This is a genomic window from Micromonospora deserti (assembly GCF_003236335.1).
GTDB classification, from domain to species: domain Bacteria; phylum Actinomycetota; class Actinomycetes; order Mycobacteriales; family Micromonosporaceae; genus Micromonospora; species Micromonospora deserti.
On the sequence record NZ_POUB01000301.1, the window covers coordinates 1 to 6,866 of the forward strand.

6 protein-coding genes are annotated in these 6,866 nt (G+C 72.2%); 2 read left to right on the plus strand and 4 right to left on the minus strand.

From position 1 onward, the window contains the following. Nucleotides 1-79: 79 nt before the first annotated feature. Together C1I99_RS27510 and C1I99_RS35065 are read right to left on the minus strand one after the other, a co-directional pair. On the minus strand, nt 80-1,414 hold the full coding sequence (locus tag C1I99_RS27510) for a low temperature requirement protein A (protein ID WP_438941456.1): 1,335 nt from the start codon (nt 1,412-1,414) through the stop codon (nt 80-82). Between the two features lie 42 nt (nt 1,415-1,456). Then, a complete protein-coding gene (locus tag C1I99_RS35065) occupies nt 1,457-1,846 on the minus strand; it encodes an SbtR family transcriptional regulator (protein ID WP_369122448.1) in 390 nt (129 codons plus the stop codon). A gap of 5 nt (nt 1,847-1,851) precedes the next feature. Here C1I99_RS35065 and C1I99_RS27515 point away from each other — a divergent pair, with 5 nt between their 5' ends. Next, nucleotides 1,852-2,799 (plus strand): SDR family NAD(P)-dependent oxidoreductase, encoded by a 948-nt coding sequence (locus tag C1I99_RS27515; protein WP_111137120.1) that lies wholly within the window; start codon nt 1,852-1,854, stop codon nt 2,797-2,799. A gap of 108 nt (nt 2,800-2,907) precedes the next feature. Here C1I99_RS27515 and sucB read toward each other — a convergent pair whose 3' ends face one another. Then, nucleotides 2,908-4,713: a 2-oxoglutarate dehydrogenase, E2 component, dihydrolipoamide succinyltransferase gene (sucB, locus tag C1I99_RS27520; protein ID WP_111137121.1), complete on the minus strand. Its 1,806-nt coding sequence runs from the start codon at nt 4,711-4,713 to the stop codon at nt 2,908-2,910. Between the two features lie 67 nt (nt 4,714-4,780). Continuing rightward, nucleotides 4,781-6,172: a dihydrolipoyl dehydrogenase gene (lpdA, locus tag C1I99_RS27525; protein ID WP_111137122.1), complete on the minus strand. Its 1,392-nt coding sequence runs from the start codon at nt 6,170-6,172 to the stop codon at nt 4,781-4,783. Between the two features lie 177 nt (nt 6,173-6,349). Between lpdA and C1I99_RS27530 the strand changes: the two genes are divergently transcribed. Beyond that, a complete protein-coding gene (locus C1I99_RS27530) occupies nt 6,350-6,679 on the plus strand; it encodes a hypothetical protein (protein WP_111137123.1) in 330 nt (109 codons plus the stop codon). The last annotated feature ends 187 nt before the right edge of the window (nt 6,680-6,866 follow it).

Sequence of the window (6,866 nt, forward strand, 5' to 3'; positions counted from 1 at the left end):
GCCCCTCGCCGGGCCACCCCACCACCCCCGATTCTGCTACCGGCAGACCAGGCGCCGATGGAGGGGGAAGCGACCGCCGTCAGGTGGGCGGCTCGTCCGAGGGCTTCTCGTGCCAGCGGGCGCGGAAGGCGACCTCGTGCGCCTCGTGGGTGGTCTTCTCGGCGAAGACAGCCTCCCGCAGGGCGCGCCGGGCGTCCGCCATGACCACCACCTCCAGCGCCACCATGCCGACGCAGATGGCGGTCAGCAGGGTGAGCGCGACCAGCCCCGGCAGGTGTGTGGCGAGCGGGATGGCGGCGGCGAGCACCAGCACCGTGCCGAGCCGGCTCCACGACAGGGTGTGCAGGGTGCGCAGCTGGAACAGCATGCTCGCGGCGAGGTAGCAGATCACCCCGCCGAAGAGCAGCGGTACGGAGTGCCCGGGCGCCGGTTCGGTGATCGGGACCGACGGTTCGGCGATGTCGTGCATGATGCTCTCGGCGCCCAGCGCGAACAGGATGATCCCGGCGATCATCGGCAGGTAGAGATAGGCGTACGCGTGCAGGGCCATCGCCACCCGTGGCCGGCCCTGGGCGGCGTGCAGGGCGATCCGGGCGGCCGGGCCGATCACGTCGAAGTGCGCCCACCACAGCGCGGCGGTGAACACGATGCCGAGCACGGCGGCGGCCACCGCCGCCCAGGTCGGGGGCTGGCCGAGCAGGTTGCTGCCGACGCCGACCGAGATGATCGACTCGCCCAGCGCGATGATCAGGATGAGGTCGTACCGCTCGGTCCAGTGTTCGGCGGAGGCCAGCATCCAGCCCCAGGCGCCAGCGACCAGGCCCACGCCGTACTGGAGCAGGATGACGGTGACCCAGAGCCCGTCGCGGACGATCGCGGCCCGACCCGGGTCGTCGATCTGCTGCGGTATCAGCGCGGCGGCCAGTAGCAGGGCGGTGCTCATCATCAGTTCGGGGGAGTACCTCAGCAGCAGCCGGCGCTCGCCGGGCCGCTCCTGGGCGACGTGCCAGTACAGCAGCAGGTGCGTGGCCCGGATCACCACGTAACTGATCGCCACCACCATCGGCCCGGCGGCCATCGACGTCGGCTGGCCGAACGCCTGCGGCAGGGACAGCGAGAAGCAGAACAGCGCGGCCATCGCCACCACCATCAGCGCCGGGACGAAGCCCTCGCCGAGCCGGATCCGGGTGGCGACCACGCTGTGCACCACCCACACCCACCAGAGCACCGCGAGCACGAGCATGGCGTCAAACAGGCTGGCGCCGCTGATCTTGATGGCGGTGGCCCGGGTGATGATGAAAAACGAGAAGACGAAGACCAGGTCGAAGAAGACCTCGAACTTGTCGACCCGGGCACCAGGGGCGATCGAGACAGCCGGACCCAGTTTCCCGCGCCACCGGTTGCCCCCCACCATCCCACTCTCCCAGCGACCGGCGGGCCGGGGGCCGGATTCGGGTCAGCTCGTCCATTGGTACCGCAGGCCGTCCATCAGCAGGTCCAGCAGGCGGTCGGCCAGCTCGCGCTGCGCCGGTCGCCAGCCGCGAGGGACACACCCCGCTGAGGCCGGCCAGCACGTCGCCCGGGGTACGTCGGCCCGGAGGGTGCCGGCCGCCGCGCCCGCGTCCAGCAGTCGGGTGAGCGCGGCGAGCAGCTCCTCCGCCGCGTCGCAGAGCTTGGCCAGCTCGTTGCGTACGCCGCCTCGACCAGCGCTCCCGGCCGGGACGTGGCGGTAGAGGGTGCCGACCCCGGCCCCGGCGTCCTGGCGACGGTTTCCAGCGTTACCTCGGCGCCGGGCTGGGAAAGCGCCCGCGGCGGACGACCGGTCCCTGCCGCGCCGGACAAGGATGGATCATGACCACCAGCACACGTGTCAGCACGCCCTTCTCCCGTGACACCACCGCGATGGAGGTGGTGCGCGGCATCGACCTCACCGGCCGGCGGGCCGTCGTCACCGGCGGCGGGTCCGGTATCGGGGTGGAGACCGGCCGGGCGCTCGCCGCCGCCGGGGCGGAGGTCACGCTCGCCGTCCGCAGGCTCGACCAGGGGCAGCGCGCCGCGGCCGAGATCACCGCCAGCACCGGCAATGACCGGGTGCTCGTCGCTCCGCTGGATCTGGCCGATCTGGCGTCGGTGGCGGCCTTGGTGGCGACCTGGGACGGCCCGCTGCACATCCTGGTCAACAACGCCGGCATCATGGCCTCGCCCGAGACGCGCACCCCGCAGGGCTGGGAGATGCAGTTCGCCACCAACCACCTGGGCCACTTCGCGCTGACCACCGGGCTGCACCGGGCGTTGGCCGCGGCGGGCGGCGCCCGGGTCGTCTCGGTCAGCTCGGCCGCCCACCTGCGCTCGCCGGTGGTCTTCGAGGACATCCACTTCGAGCGGCGCCCGTACGACCCGTGGGAGGCGTACGGGCAGTCCAAGACCGCCAACGTGCTCTTCGCCGTGGAGGCGACGCGGCGCTGGGGCGACGACGGCATCCTCGCCAACGCGCTGATGCCGGGCGCGATCCGCACCAACCTCCAGCGCTACATCAGCGAGGAGGAACTGGACCGGATGCGGGCGCAGAGCGGGGGCGGGGCCGCCTACTGGAAGACCCCGGAGCAGGGTGCCGCCACCTCGGTACTGGTCGCCACGTCGCCGCTGCTCGACGGCGTCGGCGGGCGCTACTTCGAGGACTGCCAGGAGGCCGGCCCGAACCAGCCCGGCACCCGCACCGGCTACGCGCCGTACGCCATGGACGCGGAGGCCGCGCAGCGGCTGTGGCAGGTCTCGGAGGAGAGCCTCACAGCGGCCTGATCCCGCTGACGGCGGCGGGCATCGACGCCGGCGCCGGCCAGCCGCCCAACGGCAACAGGGCGCCCCGGTCACGTGACCGGGGCGCCCTGACGCGCGTACGGGGACGGACTACAGGCCCAGCTCGGCCTCGAAGTTGCCGGCCTCCAGCCGCTCCTTGACCGCGACCAGGAAGCGGGCGGCGTCGGCGCCGTCGATCAGCCGGTGATCGTACGACAGGGCCAGGTAGACCATCGACCGGACGGCGACGACCTCGCCCAGCTCCGGGTCGTTGACCACGACCGGACGCTTGACCACGGCACCCGTACCGAGCATCGCCGACTGCGGCGACGGCACGATCGGGGTGTCGAAGAGTGCCCCCCGGCTGCCCGTGTTGGTCAGCGTGAAGGTGGCGCCGGCCAGCTCGTCCGGGCTGATCTTGTTGGCCCGGGTGCGCTCGGCCAGATCGGCGATCCGCTTGGCCAGCCCGCCCAGGTTCAGGTCGCCGGCGTTGTGCACCACCGGCACCATCAGGCCGCGCTCGGCGTCCACCGCGACACCGAGGTGCTCGGCGTCCGGGTAGGTGATCGTGCCGGCCTCCATGTCCATGCTGGCGTTGACGATCGGGTAGGTCTGCAGCGCCTCGATCGCGGCCAGGGCGAAGAACGGCAGGAACGACAGCTTGGCGCCGTGCCGCTGCTGGAACGAGTCCTTGGCCTGCGCCCGCAGCTTGGCGATCTTGGTGACGTCCACCTCGACCACCGTGGTCAGCTGCGCCATCTCGTGCAGCGACTGCTGCATCCGCTTGGCGATGGTGGCCCGGATCCGGGGCAGCTTTTCGGTGGTGCCGCGCTTAGCGCTCGGCTGCGGCTTCGCGGCCGGCTTCGCCGGGGCCGCCGCCGCGGCGGGCTGCGCCGCGGCCGGGGCCGGCGCGGCCTTCGCAGCCCGGGCCTTCTCGGCCGCCTCCAGCACGTCCTGCTTGCGGATCCGCCCGCCGACGCCGGTGCCGTTGACCGAGGAGAGGTTGACGCCGTGCTCGCTGGCCAGCTTGCGCACCAGCGGCGTCACGTAACCGGCCGCCTCCTCACCGCCGCCGGCGGCGGGGGCGGTCGGGCGCTGCGGGGTCGGCGTCGGGGCGGCCGGCTGCGCCGCCTGCTCGGCCTTCGCCGGCTGGGCGGCGGTCTCGGCCTCCGGCGCCGGCTCGTTGTACGACATCCCCGGGGTCGGCTCCTTGACCGTCGGCGCCGGCTGCGCCTCGGCCTTCGGCTCGGGCTTCGGCGCCGGCTTCGGCGCCGGCTTCGGCTCGGCCGGCGCGGCACCGGCGACGCCGATCACGGCCAGCTCGGCGCCGACATCGGCGGTCTCGTCCTCGGCGACCCGGATTTCCAAAAGGGTGCCGGCGACCGGCGAGGGGATTTCGGTGTCGACCTTGTCGGTCGAGACCTCCAGCAGCGGCTCGTCCACCTCGACGGTGTCGCCGACCTGCTTGAGCCAGCGGGTGACCGTACCCTCGGTGACGCTCTCGCCCAGGGCCGGCATCGTGACCGGGGTGCCCGTGGCCGACGGCGCCGGGGCGGCCTGGGCCGCCGGCTGCTCCGCGGCCGGCCGTTCCGGCTCCGGGCCGGTGCCCTCGGCGGCGGCCGTCGGCTCGACGGCCGGCTCGGCCTGCTGCTGCGGCGCGGCCTCGCCGGCCGACTCGCCCGGCCCGGAGATCACGGCCAGCTCGCTGCCGACCTCGGCGGTCTCGTCCTCGCCCACGACGATCCGGCTCAGCACGCCCGCCGCCGGGGACGGGATCTCGGTGTCGACCTTGTCGGTCGACACCTCGAGCAGCGGCTCGTCAACCTCGACGGTGTCGCCCTCCTGCTTGAGCCAGCGCGTGACGGTGCCCTCGGTGACGCTCTCGCCGAGCCGGGGCATGGTGACCGATACCGGCATTTCTCTGAGACTCCTTCATTCCCCTGGTGGGATCATCGCCCGTCGCCGGACGCCGCGGTTGTCGTGATCAGGCGTGCGCGTGCAGCGGCTTGCCGGCGAGGGCCAGGTGCGCCTCGCCCAGGGCCTCGTTCTGCGTCGGGTGGGCGTGCACGAGCTGCGCCACCTCAGCCGGGTACGCCTCCCAGTTGTAGATGAGCTGCGCCTCGCCGACCAGCTCGCCGACCCGGGCGCCGACCATGTGCACGCCGACCACCGGGCCGTCCTCCACCCGGACCAGCTTCACGAAGCCGGCCGTCTTGAGGATCTGGCTCTTGCCGTTGCCACCCAGGTTGTAGTTGTAGGTCTTCACCTTGTCGGCGCCGTACTGCTCCTTGGCCCTCGCCTCGGTCAGCCCGACCGACGCCAGCTCGGGGTCGGAGTAGGTGACCCGGGGGATGCCGGCCTCGTCGATGACGGCCGGGTTCTGGCCGGCGATCTCCTCGGCCACGAAGATGCCCTGCTGGAAGCCGCGGTGGGCCAGCTGAAGGCCGGGCACGATGTCGCCGACCGCGTAGACGTTCGGCACGCTGGTGCGCAGCCGCTCGTCGGTCAGCACATAGCCGCGGTCCATCTTGACGCCCTGCTCCTCGTAGCCGAGGTTGGCGGTGTTCGGGCCCCGGCCGACGGCGACCAGCAGCAGCTCCGCCTCGACCGTCTCGCCGCCGGCGATCATCACCCGGACGCCGTTGTCGGTCTTCTCGACCTTCTCGAACGGCTTGCCGACCTTGAAGTTGATCTTCCTCTTGCGGAAGGCCCGCTCCAGCGCCTTCGAGGACTCCTCGTCCTCCGCGGCGACCAGGCGGGGCAGCGCCTCGACGATGGTGACGTCCACCCCGAAGGACTTCCACACGCTGGCGAACTCGACGCCGATCACGCCGCCGCCGAGCACGATCGCCGAGGCGGGGACCCGGTCCAGGGTCAGGGCGTGGTCGCTGGTGATGATCCGCTCACCGTCGATCTCCAGGCCGGGCAGGCTCTTGGCGTACGAGCCGGAGGCCAGGACCACGTTGCGGCCGGTGTAGCGCCGACCGTCGACCTCGACGGTGTTCGGCGCGACCAGCTTGCCCGCGCCCGCAACGAAGGTGATGTTCTTCGCGCCGCCCACCAGGCCCTGCAGGCCCTTGTACAGCCGGGAGACCACCCCGTCCTTGTACGAGTTGACCGCCGCCATGTCGATGCCGACCAGCTCCGCCTTCACGCCGAACTGCTCCGACTCGCGGGTCTGGTCGGCGATCTCGGCCGCGTGCAGCAGCGCCTTGGTCGGGATGCAGCCGTTGTGCAGGCAGGTGCCGCCGAGCTTGCCCTTCTCGACCAGCGCGACGGAGAGACCCAGCTGGGCGGCCCGCAGCGCCGCCGCGTAGCCGCCGCTGCCACCTCCGAGGATGACGATGTCGAAGGTTGCGTCGTTCGGCTCGCTCACGTCCAACTCCCAGGTCGCGTCACTGCATCGGGGGTTACGGCGGGGTAACACCGACACCCCACCTCGGTCATCTTGTCACCACCGCGTTCAGGCCGCGTAGTGAGGTGCCCAACGACACGTCGGGGACACGTACCCTTGGCACGGGCTTCGATGACGGAATGTGGGGGAGAGGGCTCGGTGGGACTGTTCCGACGGCGGAAGAAGGCGCGTCCGGTTAGCCTCGACCGTCAGGCTGACCGGGCGGATCTGGACCATCTCGAGGACTTCGTCCGCACCCGGCGCGGTGTCGAGGCGTACATCGAGCCGCGGACCACCGTCACCGAGACCACGGTCATGCTGATCGCCGACGACGGTGAGTGGACCCGCCGGCGGATCGACGGCCCGGACGGCGCCCGCCGATTCGCCTACCGGATGGGCATCCCCGTCTACGACGTCCGCCTCATGGGCTACCCGCAGCGCATGCGCGACTTCAACGAACGCCGCAAGCGCCGCCCCGAACTCTTCTGACCCGCCAAGCGGCGGCGCACCCCATCGTGCACCCCCGACTTGCGCGACGCTTGCGCGGCGCGCGGGAAGGCGGCAACTTCGGGGAAGGTGTCGGCTCCCGGGCGGGGTCGAGGCAGCACCTTTGAGGTTGCGCGGATCTTGCGGCGCGGCACGGCGCGGGGGCGCGGGCGACTGCGGGGTGGCGGTG